Source organism: Burkholderia sp. MSMB2157WGS, from assembly GCF_001532755.1.
Taxonomy (GTDB): Bacteria; Pseudomonadota; Gammaproteobacteria; order Burkholderiales; family Burkholderiaceae; genus Burkholderia.
Map to the genome: position 1 here is coordinate 51,345 of NZ_LPJG01000010.1, position 19,840 is coordinate 71,184.

The following is a 19,840-nucleotide window of genomic DNA, read 5'->3' on the forward strand; positions in this document are numbered from 1 at the left end:
CGTCGTGCGGGTCGTCGTCAATAGGGCGACAGGTTCAGAAAGCGATGCCGAGCGTCAGATACGGGCGCACGCTGTGGTTGCGCAACCCGTACGCGACGTCGACGTTGATCGGGCCGACCGGGCTGCGCCAGCGCGCCCCGACGCCCACGCCCGAGTAAAACACGCGCTCGCCCCACGCATCGGTCGCGGTGCCGATGTCGAAGAACGTCGCGGCGCCCCAGTCGCGGTTGAACCAGTGCTGGTATTCGGCCGTGCCCGTCACCAGATACTTGGTCGGCAGAACGGAGCCGTCGACGCTGTTGCCGATGCTCTGGTAGCCGTAGCCGCGCACCGAATTCGAGCCGCCGGCGCGGAACAGCAGCGACGCCGGCACGCCGGTCGAGCTGCCGCTCGTAAACACGCCGCCGAGCTCCGCGCGGAACACGAACAGGTCGCGCTTGCCGATCGGCAGGTACTGCTGCCCGCGCGCGTAGCCGCGGATGAAGGTTTCGTCGGCCAGCACGTGCTTGACCGCAAAGCCCGCCTCCGCGTGAATCAGGTTGCCCGAACGCGGAAACAGCGGATCGTCGACGTTGCGGCGGGTCCACGCCCATTGCGGCACGAGCGCGCGGCTCGTGGTCGGCCCCGCGCCGTTCTGGTCGAGCCGGTCCTGGTAATACATCAGCGAATACGAATAGTCGATGAACTGGCCGGTGCGCGTGCGCTGCACGCCGACCCGCGCGCTGTAGATACGCGTGTCGGACACGTTGGTGTTCGTGTACGACGCGAGCACGCTGTTGGTCCAGCCCTTCTCGCCCGGCGGCATCGACAGCTGGACCTGCCCGTACTGCTGGATCTGGTCGAGCCGGCCCGATACGGTCAGCGGCCACGCGGCGCCGAAGGTGTCGAGATACGTATAGGAGCCTTGCACGTGCGGCCCGGTATCGGTGGCGAAGCCGACGCCGCCGCGGATGTTGTTGTACGGGAACTCGCTGACCTTCACGTGCACGGGCGTGCGCTCGGGCTTCGACGTGTCGTCGCCGACGTCGATCGCGACGCTCGCGTAGTACGGCGTGTTCTGCAACTGCCGCTGCAATTCGTTGATCCGCCGCACGTCGTAGATCTCGCCTTCCGACAGCGGATTGACGTTCGTGACGATCTTTTCCGGATAACGGCGCACGCCGTCGACGTCGACCTTGCCGATCGTAAACGTCGGGCCGCTGTCGAACGTGACCGCGAGCGTCGCGCGCTGCGTGCGCGGATCGATGCGCGCCTCGGACGACGCGATCTTCGCGCCGAGATAGCGGCGCGCCTGCAACTGCCGGAGCGCCGCCCCCTTCGCGTCGTCCCAGTCGGACTGCGTGAACGGGTCGCCCGGCTTCATCGAGAACGCGAAACGGGTGGCCGTCTCCTGCGCCGGATCCTCGGTTTCGACGGGCCCCTTGAACGCCAGGTCGACCGTCGACACGACGGTCTGCTTCCCCGGATCAACCGCGATGCGCACGTCGCGCTTGCCGTCGCGGGTGCGCACGTCGGTACGCACGACCGGCGAGAAATAGCCGGCCGTCGCGGCCAGATCGCGCACCTGCTGCGGCGTGGCGGTCACGAGGAAGTCGAACTGGTCGTCGCTGATGTCGTCGCGCTTGGCGAAGCGGGCGATATCGAGATGGGTCTTGAGGAGCTTGCGGATCGAGCGCGGCGCGTCGATGTCGACGTCGTACTTCGCGTGGGCCGGCAGCGCGAAGCACGCGGCCAGGCAACCCGCGAGGGCCGCCCGCGCGACGCGGGCCGCGGCGCCGGCGCGATCGCGTGCCGCGCGCGGGCCCGCGTCATGTGCCGTGTGTGCTTGCTGGTTCGACTGCCCCGCCAAATATGACCTCGCCGTCCTGGATCGTTACGGTTTCGTGGAAAACCCTGTATTTGACCACAGGGCGCGGGCGTCGCAGCCAAACGATTGTGAAAGAGTGCCAGCGCCCGACAGGGCCGCCGCCCAATGGCCGTCGGCCCGCCGGCACCGCCCGCGGTTTCGACGCGCGATTGGCGCCGGCTGTTCCCCGCGATGCGGTAAAATCCCGCCATCGCGAATCCGGCGCATCGTGCGCCGCCCGAAACGGAAGATCCAGCCATGCCGTACCAGTCCGACGTCACGCAGTTCCTGAACCAGCTCAAGCAGCAGAAGCCGACGCTCGAGGAAGAGCAACGCAAGGGCCGTTCCCTGTTGTGGGACAAGCAGCCGATCGATCTCGACGAGCGCGCCGAGCAGCAGGAATCGCGCGTGAAGCAAACGCCGTACGTCTACTACCAGAACTTCTGACGACGTGAGCGCCGCCGACGAGGCCAGCGCCGCCCGGCAGGACGACGCGATCGCCGCGCCCGCGGGCGCCGATTCGACGCCCGACACGGTCGACGGTGTCGCGGCCTTCGCTCGCCTGTACGGCGAGCCGCTCTTCAAGCTGCCGCAGGATCTCTACATCCCGCCCGATGCGCTCGAGGTGTTCCTCGAGACGTTCGAAGGCCCGCTCGACCTGCTGCTATACCTGATCCGCAAGCAGAACTTCAACGTGCTCGACATCCCGATGGCGCAGGTCACCGCGCAGTATCTGGGCTACGTCGACCAGATCCGCGCATCGAATCTCGAGCTGGCGGCCGAATACCTGCTGATGGCTGCGATGCTGATCGAAATCAAGTCGCGGATGCTGCTGCCGGTGAAGAAGGCCGACACCGGCGAGGAAGCCGAGGATCCGCGCGCCGAACTCGTGCGCCGGCTGCTCGAGTACGAGCAGATGAAGCTCGCCGCGCAGCGGCTCGACCAGTTGCCGCAGCTCGGCCGCGATTTCCTGCGCGCCGAGGTGTATATCGAGCAAAGCGTCACGCCGCGCTTTCCCGACGTGAATTCGGACGATCTGCGCGCCGCGTGGGCCGACGTGCTCAAGCGCGCGAAGCTCGTCCAGCATCACAAGATCTCCCGCGAGGAGCTGTCGGTGCGCGAACACATGAGCCTGATCCTGCGCCGGCTGCAGAACGCGCGCTTCATGGAGTTCGCCGACCTGTTCGACACGTCGCGCGGCGTGCCGGTCGTCGTCGTGAACTTCATCGCGATGCTCGAACTCGCGCGCGAATCGCTGCTCGAGATCACGCAGGCCGAGCCGTTCGCGCCGATCTACGTGCGCCTCGCGTACCTGCCCGCGTAAGGGCCGCCCCCGCCGCTTCCCGTTCCCGGTTCGTTCCGACGCTCGCCGCTGCGCCGCGGCGAGTGGCCATCCGGCGGGTGTCGGGCACGCCTCGATAAAAAGTGAACGATCGTTCTTTTATCGATGCGTGCCGCGGCCAAATCCTCTACAATCCGCCGACGCCCGATGCGCCGCCCGCGCGCCGGCGTTCTCCGCTTCGACCCCGACGCCGCTGCCGCGGCGTCAACGCGCGCCTGCGCGAGGAACCCGTTACCCGATCATGAAAGTCATCAGCTCGATCCAGGAACTGCGCGACCAGCTGCGCGGACAGAACCGCACGGCGTTCGTGCCGACGATGGGCAACCTGCACGAAGGGCACCTGTCGCTGATGCGCCTCGCGCGCCAGCACGGCGACCCGGTCGTGGCGAGCATCTTCGTCAACCGGCTGCAATTCGGCCCGAACGAGGATTTCGACAAGTATCCGCGCACGCTCCAGGACGATATCGAGAAGCTGCAGCAGGAAAACGTGTACGTGCTGTTCGCGCCGACCGAGCGCGACATGTACCCCGAGCCGCAGGAATACCGCGTGCTGCCGCCGGACGATCTCGGCGGGATTCTCGAAGGCGAATTCCGTCCGGGCTTCTTCGCCGGCGTGTGCACGGTGGTCACGAAGCTGATGTCCTGCGTGCAGCCGCGCGTCGCCGTGTTCGGCAAGAAGGACTACCAGCAGTTGATGATCGTGCGCCGGATGTGCCAGCAGCTCGCGCTGCCGGTCGACATCGTCGCAGCCGAAACCGTGCGCGACGAGGACGGCCTCGCACTGTCGTCGCGCAACCGCTACCTGACCACCGACGAGCGCAAGGAAGCGCCCGAACTGGCGAAAACGCTGCAGCGCGTGCGCGACAGCGTGCTCGGCGGCGAACGCGATCTCGGCAAGCTCGAGCGGCACGCGCACACGCACCTGGCCGAACGCGGCTGGGTGCCCGACTACATCGCGATCCGCCGCCGCGCGAACCTGATCGCACCGAGCGCCGCCGAACTCGAAGCCGGCGAGCCGCTCGTCGTGCTCGCGGCCGCGAAGCTCGGCGCGACGCGCCTCATCGACAACCTGGAAATCTGACGGGCGCCCGCCCGCGCCTCTCACGACGCCTCACCGGAGACACCATGCAGCGCCACATGCTCAAATCGAAGATCCACCGTGCGGCGGTCACGCACTGCGAACTGCATTACGAAGGTTCGTGCGCGATCGACGAAGACCTGCTCGAAGCGGCGGGCCTGATCGAAAACGAACGGATCGACATCTGGAACATCAACAACGGCGAGCGCTTCTCGACGTACGCGATCAAGGGCGAGCGCGGCAGCGGGATGATCTCGCTGAACGGCTCGGCCGCGCGCCGCGCGCAGCTCGGCGACCTCGTGATCATCGCGGCGTTCGCGATGGTCGACGAAGCCGAATTGCAGGCCGGCTGGAAGCCGAAGCTCGTGTTCATCGACGACGGCAACAAGATCAAGGGCCACCGGGACCACGTGCCGACGCAGAGCTGGAGCTGATCCGCGCGGCCGCCGGGGTGTCGCGACACGCCGGGTGTCGCCGCGATGCGGCGGGCGCCCGGCGGCCCACACCGAGCCGCCACATACGGACGGAGGCCCTGATTCGGCGCGATGCCGGATCAGGCCCTTTGTCCTTTTGACGGAATCCGCCGCGCTCGCCGCCTGCAGCGCGGCCCGCGCGCGGGCGGGTCAGGACGCTTTCGCGGCCTTGTCGGCCTTCGGCATGCGGCGCTCGGCCCATTCGACGATCGGCCGCCACTGTTCGAGATCCTTCTCGACGCGGCTTTTCGCGACGTCCCACAGCGTCAGGCCGTGCGCGGCGATCTGCACGTAGTTCTGCGTGTCGCGCACGTAGCCGAGCACCGGCAGGCCGAGCCCTTCGACGAACCGGTGCAGTTGATCGGACGAGCGCGTGCGCGCATCGACCCGCATCCCGACGATCCCGACCTCGACGCCGCCCTTGCGCACGGCCTTCTCACCGGCGAGGCGCTCCAGAAACTGCTGGGTTGCGAGAATATCGAACATCGACGGCTGCAGCGGCACGATCACCTTGTCGGCCAGTTGCAGCGCGACGTTCAGCCGCGTGCCGTGCAGGCCGGCCGGCGTATCGATCACCGCATATTCGAGGCCGCGCGGCGGCTTCGACGGCGCGTCCGGATCGAGATCCCACGCCTCGATCGTCGGCAAGCCGGCCGGCCGCAGGTCGAGCCACGCATGCGCGGACTGCTGCCGGTCCAGGTCGGCCAGCGCGACCCACGCGCCCTGCGCCGCGAAATAGCCGGCTAGATTGGTGGACAGCGTGCTCTTCCCCACGCCGCCCTTCGGATTCGCCACCACGATGACCGTCATGAATTCCCCCGATAAAGCCGCGCGGCGCCGGCCGCATGGCAGGCGCCGCTCGATTGCGGATACAGGGAGCGATGATATCGGCAAACGGGGTGTCACCGGAACCGGTCGCGGCGACCCGCGGGCCGCTTTCGTGCGCGTTCCTTCACGTTACGCGCGCCCGGCCGCGGCCTCCGCCGCGCCGATCGCGAACGCGCCGCCGCCCAGCAGGGCCTGCACGGCCAGCGTGACGGCCCAGAACGCCGGATATTCCCAGCCGCCGTGCGGCGACGAGAAGCTCCAGCCGTTCGGCAGATGCGCGGCGAGCGCGCCGAGCATGAACGGCAGCAGCACCAGCGCGGCGATGCGCACGCGGAACCCCGCGAGCAGCGCCAGGCCGCCCGCCAGTTCGACGAACGTGGTCAGGTACGCAAGCCAGCCCGGCAAGCCGATCGACGCGAAGAACTGCGCGGTGCCGGGCAGCGTGAAGACGAATACTTTCTGCGCGACGTGCGCGAGGTACAGCACGCCGAGGGCGACGCGCAGCAGCGTCGCGGCGAAATCGTTCAGGCGGTTGGCGTTCATGACGGCTTCCTTCGGGAGTGGATGGGAATGGATCGCACTCTATTCGAATCGATTCGTCCGATAAACACGCCATGCCGATTAAATTGATTCTTATCCAGAACGAATCGAAGCGAAAAAAGGGCATGACCGAACATGCCCTCCGTCCTGCTCAGTAACCGCTCTTGCCTTGCGTTGCGTCGCCGCCGGACTGGCCGCCGCCCGGCGCATACGAATCGTACGCATGCGCCGCCGCCGACGCGCCCAGCAGCGCCGCAAGCAGCACGCTCCACCACCATCGAACCTTCATCGTCGCCCTCCTGCGGGCGGACCTCCGCCCTCCTTCGTTGTACGCGATCGGGCGGAAAAAGCGAGGGCGGACCGGCCCGCCGTCACCGAAACTCGGCGTACAGCGCGTCGAGGTCGAGATGCGCGGCGAACGTGTCGGCCAGCCGCTCGAGCGAAGCCTCGCGCAGCGCCGGGTAGTCGATGCGCGCCGCCCCATCGAGCCCCGCCCACGCGAGCAGCGCCGCGCACGCGTCGGGCGCGTCGAACAGCCCGTGCACATAGGTCGCGAGGATCTGGCCGTCGGCCGACATCGCGCCGTCGGGACGCACGCCATCCTGCGCGGCATCGGCGGCCAGCGTCAGCGCGGGCGTCGCGAGCGCCGGCCCGCGCGTGTCGCCCATGTGGATCTCGTAACCGCGCACGGCTGCCTCGCCCGGCAGCGCGAGTTGCCCGGTCACGTTCTTCAGCGTCTTGTCGGGTTGCAGCGTCGTGTCGAAATCGAGCAGCCCGAACCCCGGCACGCTGCCGGGCGCACCTTCGAGGCCGAGCGGATCGTCGAGCGTGCGGCCGAGCATCTGCATGCCGCCGCAGATGCCGATCACCTTGCCGCCGTAGCGCAGATGACGCCGGATCAGCGCGTCCCAGCCCGTGTCGCGCAGCCACGCGAGGTCGCGCTGCACGCTCTTCGAACCGGGCAGGATCAGCAGGTCCGCGTCGGGCACGGGGCCGCTCTTCCAGTACGTGAATTCGACCTGCGGATGCGCGCGCAGCGGGTCGAAATCGGTGTGGTTGCTGATGCGCGGCAGCGCGGGCACGACGACGCGCAACACGCCGGCATCGCCGCGAGCGGCGGCGCTGCGCGCCTGCGTGGGCAGCATGTCCTCCGCGTCGAGCAGCAACCCGTGCAGGTACGGCAGCACGCCGAACACCGGCTTGCCCGTCCGGGCGCGCAGCCAGTCGAGCCCGGGTTCGAGCAGCGCGAGGTCGCCGCGGAAGCGGTTGATCACGAAGCCGCGCACGCGCGCGCGCTCGCTGTCCGACAGGCAGGCGAGCGTGCCGACCAGATGCGCGAACACGCCGCCGCGATCGATGTCGGCGACGAGCACGACCGGGCAGTCGACGCGCTCGGCAAACCCCATGTTCGCGATGTCGCCGTCGCGCAGGTTGATCTCGGCCGGGCTGCCCGCGCCTTCGACGATCACCGTGTCGTACCCGGCGCGCAGGCGCGCATACGATTCGAGCACCGCATCGAACGCGACCGGCTTGTAGTCGTGATACGCCCGCGCGTCGAGGTTCATGCGCGCCTTGCCGTGAATGATCACCTGCGCGCCGCGGTCGCTCGTCGGCTTCAGCAGGACCGGATTGAAATCCGTATGCGGCGCGACGCCGGCGGCCAGCGCCTGCAACGCCTGTGCGCGGCCGATCTCGCCGCCGTCGACCGTCACCGCGCTGTTGAGCGCCATGTTCTGCGGCTTGAACGGCGCCACGCGTGCGCCGCCGCGGCGCGCGAGGCGGCACAGGCCCGCGACGAGCGTGCTCTTGCCCGCGTCGGACGTCGTGCCCTGGATCATCAGCGTGCCGCGCGGCCGCGGCTCGGGTGCATTCATCGTGTAAAAGGTCGTCGCGAAGCAAAGGCGGCATTATCGCCCGCGGCGGGTCGCGCGCGCCGTTACAATCACGCGATGATTCCGCACGACCTCACCTTCGTCCTCGGCGGCGCGCGCTCGGGCAAGAGCGCGCATGCCGAGCGGCTCGCCGCCGACAGCGGCCGCCCCGTCACCTACATCGCGACCGCGACCGCCGCCGATGCCGAATTCGCGCAACGCATCGCGCATCATCGCGCGCGCCGGCCGGCCGACTGGGGATTCGCCGACGCGCCCGTCGATCTCGCGGGCACGCTCGCGCGGCTCGACGATCCGCACGCGTGCCTGCTCGTCGACTGCCTGACGCTGTGGCTCACGAACCTGCTGTGCCCCGCAGAAGGCGACCCGCTCGACGACGCGCAGTACGCGACGCACGTCGAGCGGCTCGAGCACGCGTTGCGCGGCGCGCGCGCGAAGGTGATCGTCGTCAGCAACGAGATCGGGCTCGGCGTCGTGCCGCTCGGGTCGGTCACGCGCCGCTACGTCGACGAGCTCGGGCGCCTGAACCAGCGCGTCGCCGCGCTCGCGACGCGCGTCACGCTGCTGGTTGCCGGGCTGCCGCTCGATCTCAAGGCGAGCGCGCAGCCATGCTGATGCTGTCGCTGCCCGTCGTCGCGATGCTCGCCGTCGCGGCCGCGCTCGTCGACCGCGCCATCGGCGAGCCGGCCGGCTGGCATCCGCTCGTCGCGTTCGGCCGCGTCGCCGCGCGCATCGAAGCCGCGCTGAACACGGGCCGGCGCGGCCGCCTGGTCGGCGTCGCCGCATGGCTCGCGGCGGTCGTGCCGCCGGTGGCCGTCGCGGCCTGGCTCGTCTGCGCGCTGCCGTGGCCGTTCGCGGCTGCGCTGCACGTCGCGCTGCTGTGGTTCGCGCTCGGCGCGAAGAGCCTCGCCGACCACGTCGCGCCGATCGCCGCCGCGCTGCTGCGGCGCGACCTCGACGCGGCGCGCACGCTGACCGCACGCATCGTGTCGCGCGACACCGGCAGCGCGGACGAAGGCGCGCTGTCGCGCGCGGCCGTCGAATCGGCGCTCGAGAACGGCAACGACGCGATCTTCGGCGCGCTCTTCTGGTTCGTCGTCGCGGGCGGTCCCGGCGCGTTGCTGTTCCGGCTCGCGAACACGCTCGACGCGATGTGGGGCTATCGCACGCCGCGCTTCCTGACCTTCGGCTGGGCCGCCGCACGCATCGACGACGCGCTGAACTGGATGCCCGCACGCCTCACCGCCGCGAGCTACGCGCTGCTCGGCGACACGGCCGCCGCGTGGCGCTGCTGGCGCACGCAAGCGCGCCACTGGGACAGCCCGAACGCGGGCCCCGTGATGGCCGCGGGTGCCGGCAGCCTGAACGTGCAGCTCGGCGGCCCGGCCGTCTATCACGGCGAGATCGAGGATCGCCCAGCGCTCGGCACCGGCGCCACGGCAACTGCCGTCCACATCGTCGCCGCGCTGTCGCTCGTCACGCGCACGCTCGCCCTGTGGCTCGCGCTGCTGGTCGCGAGCGGCGCACTCGTCATGGCCACCCATCATGTCTGATTCATCCATCGCGCACGGCGGCAACCTGCACGAAGCCGCCCGCCGCCACGGCATTCCGTACGACGCGTGGCTCGACCTGTCGACCGGCATCAATCCGGCGGGCTTCCCGGTGCCGCCCGTCCCGGCCGACGCATGGCGCCGACTACCCGACGACGGCGACGGCCTCGCGGCCTGCGCTGCGCAGTACTACCGCGCGCCCGATGCCGCGCACGTGCTGCCGGTCGCCGGCAGCCAGGCCGCGATCCGCGCGTTGCCCGGCTTGCTGCCGGCCGGCGACGCCGGCGTCGCGGCGCTCGCGTACGGCGAATATGCGCCCGCGTTCGCGCGCCACGGCCATCGTGTCGTCGCGCTGGACATCCGCGCCGATACGCTGCCCGCGACGCTGCGCCACGTCATCGTCGGGAATCCGAACAATCCGACCGCCGAGTTCGTGCCGACCGCGCGCCTGCTCGGCTGGCATGCGCAACTGGCGGCACGCGGCGGAACGCTGATCGTCGACGAAGCGTTCGCCGATACGGGCGCCACGCCATCGCTCGCGCCGCAGGTCGATCGTCCCGGCCTCGTCGTGCTGCGCTCGGTCGGCAAGTTCTTCGGGCTCGCCGGAATCCGCGCGGGCTTCGTGCTCGCGTGCCCCGACCGCGTCGTCGCGTTGCGCGACAGACTCGGCGCGTGGACGGTCAGCGGCCCCGCACGCCACGCGGTCGCCGCGGCATTCGCCGATCGCGCGTGGCAAGCGGCCGCCCGCGAGCGGCTCGCGGCCGACGGCGAACGACTGGCCGCGCTGCTGCGCACGCACGGCTTCGCGGTTCGCGCGACACCGCTCTTCAGTTGGACCGACGACCCGCGAGCCGAGGCGCTGCATGCTGCGCTCGCCGCGCGCGGGATCTGGACGCGGCACTTCCCGACCCCGTCGAGCGTGCGCGTCGGCCTGCCGGGCAGCGAAGCCGAATGGCGGCGCCTCGGCGATGCGCTCGCACATTGCGTGCCGTTGCTGCAGCGAGTCCCGGCATGAGGCCGCGCCCGTTCCGCCGGCTCGCGCCGGCCGCACTGCTGGCGGCGCTCGCCCATGCGCCGCTCGTCCACGCCGATGTCGCGACGCGCGACGACGCCGGCGACACGGTCACGCTGCCCGCGCCCGCGCAGCGCGTGATCAGCCTCGCGCCGCACGCGACCGAGCTCGTCTACGCGGCCGGCGGCGGCGCGAAGCTCGTCGGCACCGTCACGTACAGCGACTATCCGGCCGCCGCGCAAGCGGTGCCGCGCGTCGGCGACAACAAGGCGCTCGATCTCGAACGCATCGCCGCGCTGAAGCCCGACCTGATCGTCGTCTGGCGGCACGGCAACGCCGAGCGGCAGACCGATGCGCTGCGCGCGCTGCACATCCCGCTGTTCTTCAGCGAACCGAAGCATCTCGACGACGTGTCGTCGTCGCTGCGCCGGCTCGGCACGCTGCTCGGCACGCAACCGACCGCCGATGCCGCCGCCGCTGCGTTCACGCGGGACCTCGCGGCGCTACGCGCACGCTACGCGGCACGCCCGCCCGTCACGCTGTTCTTCCAGGTGTGGGACCGCCCGCTGACGACGCTCAACGGCGCGCACCTGATCGACGAAGTATTCGAACTGTGCGGCGGCCGCAACGTATTCGCGTCGCTCAAGCCGCTCGCGCCGACCGTGACCGACGAGGCCGTGCTCGCGGCGAATCCGGAAGCGATCGTGACGACGAGCGCGGGGGCGACCCGTTCGACCGAACCGCTGCCGAGCCTCGCGCGGTGGCGTGCATGGCCCGCGCTGAAGGCCGTCGCGCGCCACAACCTGTTCGCGATCGACGGCGATCTGCTGACGCGGCCGTCGCCGCGGATCGTGCAGGGCGCGGCCGCGCTGTGCGAGGATCTGGATGCCGCGCGTGCGCGGCGGCCGGCGCGCTGATTGCCGGCGGCTGGCGCATTGTCGTGCACCGATGCCGGATGCGTGCGGCGCCCGAGACGGATCGAACGTGCGCGGCGTCGTTCATTGCGGACGCACGTGCGCCCATGCGTCCCAGTGCACGATTTCCCATGCTTGCGCGTCGTCGTTCGTGCGCAGCCAGACGACCCCGCCCGTCGGCACGGGCCGCGACAGCAGCGTGTCGAGCGGCACGCGCAACACATGCGACGCGAACGCGCGGATCACGCCCGCATGCGTGACGACCCATTGCGAGCCGTCGAGCGTCGCCATCGTATCGGCCTGCCGCGCGACCCGCGCGACGAATCGCGCCACGCTTTCTCCGCCGTGCGCGCATGCATGCATCAGGTCGGCCGCCCACGCATCGAGGGCCGCGCGGTCGATAGCGTCCCAGCGCTGCATTTCCCATGCGCCGAAATCCATTTCCTGCCAGTCGGCATCGCACCGCAGCGGCACGTCGAATGCCCGCGCGAGCCGTTCGGCAATCGACGCGCAACGTGCGAGCGGGCTCGTCCAGACCCGTTCGGGTGACGGCGCGCCGAGTGCCGACAGATGCGCACGCACGGCCTGCGCGCCGTCGTCGGCCGATTCGGCGAGCGGCACGTCGCTGCGTCCGTAGCAGATGCCCGGCTCGATGCCGACGGCCGGATGACGGATCAGGACGACGTCCATCCGAGCACCACGAGATAGAGCGCCAGTTCGCCCAGTTGCTGCGCGAAACCGAGACAGTCGCCCGTATAGCCGCCGATCCGCTTCACGAAATAGCGCGCGAGCCACGCACGCACGAGCACGAGCACCACGCACGCGGCGACGCCCATGCGCCAGTCCGGCCAGAACAGCCACGGCATCCCGAACGCCGCCGCGATGCACGCCGCGCGTGCGCCCATGCGTTGCGCAACCGGCTTCGCCTTGCCTTCGGGCCGCACGTAGTCGAGCGACATCAGCAGGCTCACGGCCATCGCGCGGCTCGCCGCATGCGCGGCGATCATCGTCCATGCGGCACGCAACGGCAGCATCGACATCAGCGCCTGCCATTTCAGTCCGAGCGCGATCACGAGCGCGACCGCGCCGAACGTGCCGATCCGCGAATCGTGCATGATGCGCAGCACGTCGTCGCGCGTGTAACCGCCGCCGAACGCATCGCAACTGTCGGCCAGGCCGTCTTCGTGGAATGCGCCGGTCGCGAGCAGCGTCGCGGCCATCGACAGCCCGACCGCGATCGACACGGGCAGCGCGCGCAGTGCGACGAGATAGACCAGCGCGCCCCATGCGCCCACGCACGCGCCGACGAGCGGGAAATAACGCGCGGCCTGATCGAGATCGCCAGCCGCGTAGCCGATCGAGCGCGGCACGGGCACGCGTGTGAAATAGCCGAGCGCGACGAAGAAGTAGCGCAGTTCGGCCCGCATGCCGCGCGCGCGCTCAGGCGTCACGATCGTCGACGCCGGCGGACTCGAAGCTCGCCATCTCGGCGAGGAACGCGGCCGCCGCGCGCACGAGCGGCAGCGCGAGCGCGGCGCCCGTGCCTTCGCCGAGCCGCAGGTCGAGCGCGAGCAGCGGCTTCGCGCCGAAATGCTCGAGCATGCGCCGGTGGCCGGCCTCGTGCGACGTATGCGAGAACACGCAGTAGTCGCGCACGCCGGGCGCGATGCGCTCGGCGACGAGCAGCGCGGCGCTCGCGATGAAGCCGTCGACGAGAATCGTCATCCGCTCGCTCGCGGCCGCGAGGTACGCGCCCGCCATCATCGCGATCTCGAAGCCGCCGAACGTCGCGAGCACGTCGAGCGGCGCGATCGCATGCGCGTGCTTGACGAGCGCGCGGCCGAGCACCGCGCGCTTGTGCGCGAGGCCCTGGTCGTCGAGCCCCGTGCCGCGACCGACGCATGCGTCGATCGGCACGTCGAGCAGGCGGCTCATCAGGCACGCGGCCGACGACGTGTTCGCGATCCCCATCTCGCCGAAGCCGATCACGTTCGTGCCGAGCGACGCGTGCAGACGCACGCGCGCCGCGCCGGCGGCCAGCGCCGTCATCGCTTCTTCGCGCGTCATCGCCGGTTCCGTCGCGAAGTTGCGCGTACCGCGCGCGACCGGCAGCGACACCAGCCGCTCCGACGGCGGCAGCGGCGACGCGACGCCCGCATCGACGATCTCGAGCGTGCTCTGCGCGACGCCCGAGAACGCGTTGATCGCCGCGCCGCCGGCCAGGAAGTTCGCGACCATCTGCGCGGTCACCGCTTGCGGATAAGGACTGACGCCTTCGGCCGCGATGCCGTGGTCGCCCGCGAACACGATCGTCACGGGACGCTGCACGACCGGCCGCTCGGTGCGCTGGATCAGGCCGATCTGCAGCGCGAGCGCCTCGAGCTGGCCGAGGCTGCCGGGCGGCTTGGTCTTGTGGTCGATCACATGTTGCAGGCGCGTGCGCAGCGCGTCGTCGAGCGGCGCGATCGCGGGCGGGAAACAGGTCGGAGTCGTCATCGGGGAGCCGTGTCGTGGGCGCGGCAGGCGCCGCGCATCGGAAAAATCGGAACGGAAAGGGTCATTGTCGCGCAGGCCATGCCGGCAGCAGCGCATCGCGGCCGTTCTCGCGGATCAGCACGAGCGGATAGCCGAACGCGTCGCTCGCGCGCTCGGGCGTCAGCACGTCGTGCACGGGGCCGGCCCACGCATGGCCGCGGCCGTCGAGCAACAGTGCATGCGTCGCGAAACGCCGCGCGAGGTTCAGGTCGTGACACGAAAACATCACCGTGCGCGGGCCTGCCGCGAGCCACGCGGCCAACGCGGTCAGGCAGTCGATCTGGTGATGCAGGTCGAGATGCGCGAGCGGCTCGTCGAGCAGCATCAGCGGCGCATCCTGGCACAGCGTCGCGGCTAGTGCGACCCGCTGCCGCTCGCCGCCCGACAGCGACATCACGTCGCGCGACGCGAGCGCGCTCAGGTCGAACGTCGCGAGCGCATCGCGCGCGGCCGTGCGGTCGCCGTCGCGCTCCCAGCCCCAGCCGCCGAGATACGGAAAGCGGTTCAGCAGCACCGTGTCGAACACGGTCGCGCTGAACGCATCGTGCAATTGCTGCGGCATCAGCGCGCGGCGCTGCGCGAGTTGCCCGGGACGCCACGCGGCAAGCGGCCGGCCGTCGATCTCGACGTGTCCGCCGGCCGGCGGCTGCAATCCCGCGAGCGTGGCGAGCAGCGTCGTCTTGCCCGCGCCGTTCGGTCCGGCGACACACCAGATCTCGCCGGGGCGGAACGCCTGCGTGAAGCGCTCGAGCAGCGTGCGCGCGCCGGCCTTCAGCGTCAGCTCGACGGCCCTGTAGCGCATGTCGCCGGCAGCGGCGTGCGGTGCGGCGGCGCCCGTCATCGCATCGGTCTCCTCAGCAACATCCACAGGAACACCGGCACGCCGATCAACGCGGTCATCGCGCCCACCGGCAATTGCGCGGGCGCGATCGCGGTGCGCGCCAGCAGGTCGGCCGCCATCACGCCGCCGCCACCCGCAATCATCGCGGCCGGCAGCAGCATCCGCTGGTCGTTGCCGAACGCGAGCCGCAACCCATGCGGCACGACGAGCCCGACGAAGCCGATCGTACCGGCCGTCGTCACGGCGGCCGCGGCGGCCAGCGACGCGACGAGATAGATCCGCACGCGCAGGCGTGCGACCGGCACGCCGAGCGCGAGCGCGGTCGCGTCGCCGCGCAGCAGCACGTTCAGTTGCGGCGCGGCCGGCAGCGCGACGCATGCGCTCAGCAACAGCGCGCCCCACGCGAACCACGGCGCCGTCGCGCCGTTCAGGTCGCCCGTCAGCCAGAAGATGATGCCGCGCAGCCGCGCGTCGGGCGCGAGCGACAGCAACAGCGTGACGAGCGCGCCCCACCCCGCCGCGATCACGACGCCCGTGAGCAGCAGCCGCGGCGAGGCGTCGCGCGATTCGCCGCGCCACAGCTCGCGCCTCGCGAGCCCGAGCACGAGCGCGACCGAGACGAGCGAACCGGCGAACGCCGACGCGTCGACGAGCCACCACGCGCCGCCCGCGATCATCGCGACGAGCGCGAAGCCGGCCGCGCCGCCGGACACGCCGAGCACGTACGGCTCCGCGAGCGGATTGCGCAGCAGCACCTGCAACAGCGCACCGGCCAGCGCGAGCAGCGCGCCGCACGCGAAACCCGCGAGCGCGCGCGGCAGGCGCAGCGTCCGGACGATATCGGCGAACAGGGTATCGCCGCCGTGCGGCACGAGCGACGCGAGCGCCTGCCACGGCGACATCGGCACGCTGCCGATCGACAGCGACGCGACGAACAGCAGCGCGACCACGGCGGCCAGCGCGGCCCAGATCGCGGCGGCGCGCGCGGCGCTCATGCCGCGCCCGGCCGCGCGCACGACGCGCGGCACATCCGCTTGCGGGAGCCGGCCGGGCGCGACAGCGGCGCGTGGCGGACGATTGGGGTCGGCATCGAAGAAACGTTCCGTGAAACATTGCGCGCCCCGCTTCCCCGCAGGCCGCGCGTCATGGAGCCCGTGCGGGCTCCCCGTCTCGGCCGGTATCCGGGCTGGCGGCGGTCCGGCTCGCCTTCCCGCGCGATGACGCGCAGTGGCCCGCGCCCGCATGCGACTGCATGCGAAACGCGCCCGAGCCGGCCTGCGTCACGCGACGCGGCCGCTTACCGTTGCGGGGGCAGCGCAGGTCGGCGCGCTCCTGGAGCCCGCACCCTGCTTCCCGTTTAACCGCGCGTCCTGCGCGCGAGCACCGAGGCGGCGCCAGTTTAGGAGCCGGTCGCGCGAGCGTCAAGGAAGCGTCCGGACCCGCGCGGGACGCGCCTATTCGCGGCAAGAAGCAGGGGTGTTACGACTGGAAACGTTACAGATGTCGGATTGCGCGTTATTCCGCGCTAAAATGCTGGGTCTTTAGAGGACGCAGCAAATGCTCAACGAACTCGAAACCCTATCTCAAAATATTGGCCGTCTGATTTCGCTGAACAAGCGCTATCACTCGGAACGGCTCGCGCTCGAGGAGCAGGTCGCGCAATTGCGCGCGGAAGCGGACACGGTCCGCGCGGAGCTCGCGCAGCTGCGCGACGAACGCAATGCGCTCGCGGCCGAGCGCGACACGTTGTCGGCGAAGATCGACGACGCCCAGGTGAAACTGAACGCGATTCTCGAAAAGCTGCCGCGCTCGAAGGGCGCGGAGCAAGCCGACAACCAGCTCGACCTGCTGGATGCGCAGGCGCGCACGGATGGCGATGACACGGCCAGCCACGGAGAACATGCATGAGCACCAAGCAGATCGAAGTCTCGATTCTCGGTCAGCCCTATCGGCTCGCCTGTTCGGCCGAGACCGAAGCGGCGCTGCTCGAAGCGGTCGCGCGCGTCGACGCCGAAATGTCGAAAATCCGCTCGAACAGCTCGGTGCGCGGCACCGATCGCATCGCGGTGATGGCGGCGCTGTCGCTCGCATCGGAATTGCTGCGGCTGCAAACGAGCGTGCGGCATGGTGAAGCATTTCCGGCGGAGGAAATCCGTCGTACAATGCACCAGATGAACGAACAGCTCGGCGCGGTGCTCGCACAGCACGAGACGCAGTAACGTTTCAAACGATGCGTCGATTCCCCTTGATCTCGACGGTCAACGGTGGTCAAATTGGCGCATCGAATCACAGTTCAGTCAGCTTCCCTGCCTGGTTCGCCAAGGTCATATATTCCTTGAACCAATGCCATGTGCACGGTTGCGGAAATTTGTAGCACGGGCGCGCGCGTCACTCTGTCTGATGTACCCGAAGTGCTGCTAACTGCGACCAATTCTGAACCTCAGGTTCAGGATGCCGGCCTAGCGGCCAAGGTGGGGGCCTATCCAACGGCATCGGGCAAGTCCCGGTGCCGTTTTCTTTTGTAGCAGCCTTTTCTGCGTCGACCACGACCATGCAATACTGGCTGATGAAGTCCGAACCGGACGAAGCAAGCATCGACGATCTCGCCGACGCACCGCAGCGCTCGCTGCCGTGGACCGGCGTGCGCAACTATCAGGCGCGCAATTTCATGCGCGACACGATGAAGATCGGCGACGGCGTGCTGTTCTATCACTCGAGCTGCCCCGAGCCGGGCATCGCCGGGCTCGCCGAAGTCTCGTCGACGCCCTACCCCGATCCCACGCAGTTCGATCCGAAAAGCCCCTATTACGACCCGAAATCGACGCAGGAAGCGCCACGCTGGCTGCTCGTCGACGTGCGCTTCGTGAAGAAGTCGCCGCTCGTGCCGCTCGCCACGCTGCGCGAGCACGACGAACTCGCCGACATGCGCGTGCTCGCGCGCGGCAACCGGCTGTCGATCACGCCCGTCACGCGTGCGGAATGGCGATTCATCACCGAAAAGCTGATGAAGTAGGCGCGCGCCAAAGGTCAAATCCGGTCAGTACGCGCGACCGTAACGGAACTCGCGGCACTGTCGCGCAGCCTAAGCAACCACTGCCGGCCGAACGGGCCGGCCGTCGTTTTTTCGTTGCGCGGTACGCCCGCGTCGCGCACGCGTGACCCGCGTGCGCGCCCTCGCACAAGGAATCCAACAATGCCCAAGAAATCCGCACTCGCGCTGTCGCTCGCCCTCGCCGCAGCCGTTCCCGTCGCGCTGACGCTCGCGTCGCCCGCCGCACACGCGCAGGCGGCGAACCCGCACTTTCCGGAGCCGGCCGGCGTGCTGTCGCTTTCGTCGCAGGCCAGTGCCGACGTGCCGCAGGACATCATCCACATCACGCTGTTCTACGAGCAGCAGGCCAAGGATCCGGGCAGCCTCACCGCGCAGCTGAACCAGCGCGCGGACGCGGCCCTGTCGCAGGCGAAGGGCGTGTCGGGCGTCACCGCGCACACGGGCGCGTTCTCCGTGTATCCGAGCACCGATCGCGACGGGAAGATCTCCGCATGGCGCGGCCGCACCGAGGTCGCGCTCGAATCGCGCGATTTCGCCGCGGCGTCGAAGCTGGCGGGCCAGTTGTCGAACCTGATGCAGGTCGCGAACGTCGAGTTCTCGCTGTCGCCGGAAGCGCAGCGCACGGCCGAGCAGAAGCTCACGACCGAAGCGATCAAGTCGTTCCGCGCCCGCGCGGACGAAGCCGCGAAGGCGTTCGGCTACAGCAGCTACACGATCCGCGACGTGAACGTCGGCAGCGGCCGCAACGTGCAGCCGTACCCGCGCATGATGGCGATGGCCGCGGCGCCGATGGACAGCGCGAAGATGAGCGCGCCGATCGCGGTCGAAGGCGGCAAGGCCACCGTGTCGGTCACCGTCAACGGCTCCGTGCAGATGAAGTAACGCGCATCGCGCGGCTGTCGGAAACGAAAAACGCCGGCCCGAGGGCCGGCGTTTTTTTATGCGCGTCCGGGTATCGATGCACGCGCCGATCGCGCATGCATCGATACCGCGTCATGCAGCCACGTCACGCAGCCGCATTCGCGTTCGCCGCGCGGCGGCGATACGCCCAGACCATCAGCGCGATCCCCGCGAGAATCATCGGCAGCGACAGCCACTGCCCCATCGACAGGCCGAGCGCGAGCAGCCCGAGGAAGTCGTCCGGCTCGCGCGCAAACTCGACCGTGAAACGCGCGAGGCCATAACCGATCAGGAACAGCGCGGATATCGCGCCCATCGGCCGCGGCTTGCGCGCGAACAAGAACAGCACGAAGAACAGCGCGATCCCCTCGAGCGCGATTTCATAGAGCTGCGAAGGATGGCGCGGCAGCATCTGGTATTGCATGAACACGTCGGCGAGATGCCACTTCTCGACGAGCTCCGGATGTTTCGGCAACCAGGCCGCGTCGTCGCGCATCGCGCCCGGGAACAGCATCGCCCAAGGCGCCGTCGGATCGGTCACGCGGCCCCACAGTTCGCCGTTGATGAAGTTGCCGAGACGCCCGGCCGCCAGCCCCGTCGGCACCATCGGCGCGACGAAATCGGTGACCTGGAGCCAGTGCCGCTTGCGCTGCCACGCGAACAGCATCATCGCGAGCGTCACGCCGAGGAAGCCGCCGTGAAACGACATGCCGCCTTCCCACACCTTGAACACGTCGAGCGGATGCGAGAAGTAGAAACCGGCCTTGTAGAACAGCACGTAGCCGAGCCGGCCGCCGAGCACGGTGCCGAGCACGCCGTAGAACATCATGTCGTCGATGTCCTTCGCGGTCCAGCCCTGCGCCGCGACATGCGGCAGCTTCAGGCGGATCCGGCCGACGACGATCGCCGCGATGAAGCCGACGAGATACATGAGGCCGTACCAGCGCACGGCCAGCGGCCCGAGATGGATCGCAACGGGGTCGAAATTCGGGTGAATGATCATGGATTAGCGAAGAAGTTTTCGAATACGGTACGGCCGT

General features: G+C 69.6%; 23 protein-coding genes, 1 other RNA gene and 1 riboswitch. Of the genes, 13 read left to right on the forward strand and 11 right to left on the reverse strand.

The window, feature by feature from the left end; translation table 11 throughout:
• Window positions 1-34: 34 nt before the first annotated feature.
• Entirely contained in the window at window positions 35-1,849 is a 1,815-nt protein-coding gene (locus WT53_RS03820) for an autotransporter assembly complex family protein (RefSeq protein WP_034208124.1), read from the reverse strand.
• Between the two features lie 255 nt (window positions 1,850-2,104).
• Here WT53_RS03820 and WT53_RS03825 point away from each other — a divergent pair, with 255 nt between their 5' ends.
• The 4 genes from WT53_RS03825 (at window position 2,105) to panD (ending at window position 4,700) form a co-directional block, all read left to right on the forward strand.
• Window positions 2,105-2,293, forward strand: a complete 189-nt coding sequence (locus tag WT53_RS03825; RefSeq protein WP_009692996.1) for a DUF3460 family protein — start codon at window positions 2,105-2,107, stop codon at window positions 2,291-2,293.
• Window positions 2,294-2,297: 4 nt separating this feature from the next.
• Window positions 2,298-3,170, forward strand: coding sequence for a ScpA family protein (locus WT53_RS03830; RefSeq protein WP_006478106.1), 873 nt, complete (start codon window positions 2,298-2,300; stop codon window positions 3,168-3,170).
• A gap of 259 nt (window positions 3,171-3,429) precedes the next feature.
• A complete protein-coding gene (gene panC / locus WT53_RS03835) occupies window positions 3,430-4,269 on the forward strand; it encodes a pantoate--beta-alanine ligase (protein ID WP_034208125.1) in 840 nt (279 codons plus the stop codon).
• A 44-nt stretch (window positions 4,270-4,313) separates the two neighbouring features.
• Entirely contained in the window at window positions 4,314-4,700 is a 387-nt protein-coding gene (gene panD, locus WT53_RS03840; protein WP_034208126.1) for an aspartate 1-decarboxylase, read from the forward strand.
• A 189-nt stretch (window positions 4,701-4,889) separates the two neighbouring features.
• Here the strand turns inward: panD and WT53_RS03845 are convergent, their stop codons facing one another.
• From WT53_RS03845 to WT53_RS03855, 4 genes are all read right to left on the reverse strand, one after another.
• Window positions 4,890-5,549, reverse strand: coding sequence for a ParA family protein (locus WT53_RS03845; RefSeq protein WP_034208127.1), 660 nt, complete (start codon window positions 5,547-5,549; stop codon window positions 4,890-4,892).
• Window positions 5,550-5,696: 147 nt separating this feature from the next.
• On the reverse strand, window positions 5,697-6,110 hold the full coding sequence (locus tag WT53_RS03850) for a DoxX family protein (RefSeq protein WP_034208128.1): 414 nt from the start codon (window positions 6,108-6,110) through the stop codon (window positions 5,697-5,699).
• 148 nt (window positions 6,111-6,258) lie between these two features.
• On the reverse strand, window positions 6,259-6,396 hold the full coding sequence (locus tag WT53_RS33765) for a hypothetical protein (RefSeq protein ID WP_179948986.1): 138 nt from the start codon (window positions 6,394-6,396) through the stop codon (window positions 6,259-6,261).
• An 82-nt stretch (window positions 6,397-6,478) separates the two neighbouring features.
• Window positions 6,479-7,981, reverse strand: coding sequence for a cobyric acid synthase (locus WT53_RS03855; RefSeq protein WP_034208129.1), 1,503 nt, complete (start codon window positions 7,979-7,981; stop codon window positions 6,479-6,481).
• Between the two features lie 75 nt (window positions 7,982-8,056).
• Between WT53_RS03855 and cobU the strand changes: the two genes are divergently transcribed.
• From cobU to WT53_RS03875, 4 genes are read left to right on the forward strand one after another with little or no spacing between them, the layout of a single operon-like run.
• On the forward strand, window positions 8,057-8,611 hold the full coding sequence (gene cobU / locus WT53_RS03860) for a bifunctional adenosylcobinamide kinase/adenosylcobinamide-phosphate guanylyltransferase (protein WP_034208130.1): 555 nt from the start codon (window positions 8,057-8,059) through the stop codon (window positions 8,609-8,611).
• Window positions 8,605-9,549: an adenosylcobinamide-phosphate synthase CbiB gene (gene cbiB / locus WT53_RS03865; RefSeq protein ID WP_034208131.1), complete on the forward strand. Its 945-nt coding sequence runs from the start codon at window positions 8,605-8,607 to the stop codon at window positions 9,547-9,549. Before cobU ends, cbiB begins: the two co-directional genes overlap by 7 nt.
• Entirely contained in the window at window positions 9,542-10,561 is a 1,020-nt protein-coding gene (cobD, locus tag WT53_RS03870; protein WP_034208132.1) for a threonine-phosphate decarboxylase CobD, read from the forward strand. Before cbiB ends, cobD begins: the two co-directional genes overlap by 8 nt.
• Window positions 10,558-11,475 carry a cobalamin-binding protein gene (locus tag WT53_RS03875; RefSeq protein ID WP_034208133.1) on the forward strand — a complete coding sequence of 306 codons (918 nt, stop codon included), beginning with the start codon at window positions 10,558-10,560 and terminating at the stop codon, window positions 11,473-11,475. The genes cobD and WT53_RS03875 overlap by 4 nt, the downstream gene beginning before the upstream one ends.
• Window positions 11,476-11,556: 81 nt before the next feature.
• Here WT53_RS03875 and cobC read toward each other — a convergent pair whose 3' ends face one another.
• The 5 genes from cobC to WT53_RS03900 form a co-directional block, all read right to left on the reverse strand.
• Window positions 11,557-12,162 carry an alpha-ribazole phosphatase gene (cobC, locus tag WT53_RS03880; protein ID WP_034208134.1) on the reverse strand — a complete coding sequence of 202 codons (606 nt, stop codon included), beginning with the start codon at window positions 12,160-12,162 and terminating at the stop codon, window positions 11,557-11,559.
• Window positions 12,147-12,899 (reverse strand): adenosylcobinamide-GDP ribazoletransferase, encoded by a 753-nt coding sequence (locus WT53_RS03885; protein WP_034208135.1) that lies wholly within the window; start codon window positions 12,897-12,899, stop codon window positions 12,147-12,149. The genes cobC and WT53_RS03885 overlap by 16 nt, the downstream gene beginning before the upstream one ends.
• Window positions 12,900-12,912: 13 nt before the next feature.
• Window positions 12,913-13,968, reverse strand: a complete 1,056-nt coding sequence (cobT, locus tag WT53_RS03890) for a nicotinate-nucleotide--dimethylbenzimidazole phosphoribosyltransferase (RefSeq protein ID WP_034208136.1) — start codon at window positions 13,966-13,968, stop codon at window positions 12,913-12,915.
• Window positions 13,969-14,029: 61 nt separating this feature from the next.
• Window positions 14,030-14,848: an ABC transporter ATP-binding protein gene (locus WT53_RS03895; RefSeq protein ID WP_034208137.1), complete on the reverse strand. Its 819-nt coding sequence runs from the start codon at window positions 14,846-14,848 to the stop codon at window positions 14,030-14,032.
• Entirely contained in the window at window positions 14,845-15,843 is a 999-nt protein-coding gene (locus WT53_RS03900; RefSeq protein ID WP_034208750.1) for an iron ABC transporter permease, read from the reverse strand. The genes WT53_RS03895 and WT53_RS03900 overlap by 4 nt, the downstream gene beginning before the upstream one ends.
• Window positions 15,844-16,002: 159 nt before the next feature.
• Window positions 16,003-16,251: riboswitch (cobalamin riboswitch) on the reverse strand.
• A gap of 154 nt (window positions 16,252-16,405) precedes the next feature.
• On the opposite strand from WT53_RS03900, the gene WT53_RS03905 reads away from it, so the two are divergent.
• From WT53_RS03905 to WT53_RS03925, 5 genes are all read left to right on the forward strand, one after another.
• Window positions 16,406-16,756 (forward strand): ATPase, encoded by a 351-nt coding sequence (locus WT53_RS03905; RefSeq protein ID WP_034208138.1) that lies wholly within the window; start codon window positions 16,406-16,408, stop codon window positions 16,754-16,756.
• A complete protein-coding gene (locus WT53_RS03910) occupies window positions 16,753-17,067 on the forward strand; it encodes a cell division protein ZapA (RefSeq protein ID WP_006478091.1) in 315 nt (104 codons plus the stop codon). The genes WT53_RS03905 and WT53_RS03910 overlap by 4 nt, the downstream gene beginning before the upstream one ends.
• An 81-nt stretch (window positions 17,068-17,148) precedes the next feature.
• Window positions 17,149-17,330, forward strand: a non-coding RNA gene (ssrS, locus tag WT53_RS03915) — 6S RNA.
• Between the two features lie 69 nt (window positions 17,331-17,399).
• The gene (locus WT53_RS03920; protein ID WP_034208139.1) at window positions 17,400-17,861 is read left to right on the forward strand and encodes an EVE domain-containing protein; all 462 of its coding nucleotides are present in this window, start codon (window positions 17,400-17,402) and stop codon (window positions 17,859-17,861) included.
• A 180-nt stretch (window positions 17,862-18,041) separates the two neighbouring features.
• On the forward strand, window positions 18,042-18,782 hold the full coding sequence (locus WT53_RS03925; protein WP_034208140.1) for an SIMPL domain-containing protein: 741 nt from the start codon (window positions 18,042-18,044) through the stop codon (window positions 18,780-18,782).
• A 124-nt stretch (window positions 18,783-18,906) separates the two neighbouring features.
• On the opposite strand, the gene lgt is transcribed toward WT53_RS03925, so the two are convergent.
• On the reverse strand, window positions 18,907-19,803 hold the full coding sequence (lgt, locus tag WT53_RS03930; protein ID WP_034208141.1) for a prolipoprotein diacylglyceryl transferase: 897 nt from the start codon (window positions 19,801-19,803) through the stop codon (window positions 18,907-18,909).
• Window positions 19,804-19,840: the final 37 nt, after the last annotated feature.